This window comes from Neisseria sp. P0021.S007 (assembly GCF_051956855.1).
In genome coordinates, this window is the sequence record NZ_JBQCXA010001699.1 from 1 (window position 1) to 445 (window position 445).

General features: G+C 46.5%; 1 protein-coding gene. It reads left to right on the forward strand.

Features of this window, described 5'->3' with window-relative positions; all coding sequences use genetic code 11:
* Window positions 1–48 precede the first annotated feature (48 nt).
* Window positions 49–445 (forward strand): ClpX C4-type zinc finger protein (locus ACTHUR_RS20985; protein ID WP_440400743.1); only part of this gene is annotated, 397 nt, incomplete at its 3' end.

Sequence of the window (445 nt, forward strand, 5' to 3'; positions counted from 1 at the left end):
TTCCCCCTTTACAACACAGCCTCCATACAACCATACGAATAAATTATTATGTCTGAAGAAAAACGCACCTGTTCATTTTGCGGGAAGTCCGAAAACGACGTTAAAAATCTGATCGAAGGCGAACACGCCTTCATCTGCAACAAATGTGTAGAAACTTGCGGCATGATGCTGCAAGACAACGAATCCGGCGAAATTGAAAACGAGCTTGCCAAAGCAAAAGAAGAAAACACCGAGAAAAAACTGCCTACCCCGGCCGAAATCATTGCCAACCTCAACGACCACTTTCTCGGTCCGAAACACGCAACACAGGCGTTGGCAGTATCGGTTTACAACCACTACAAACGCCTGTGTCATCCAAAAGCAGAGGGCAAGGTTGAATTGTCCAAATCCAACATCCTACTCACCGACCCTACTGGCTCAGGTAAAACCTTATCAGCGCAACCTC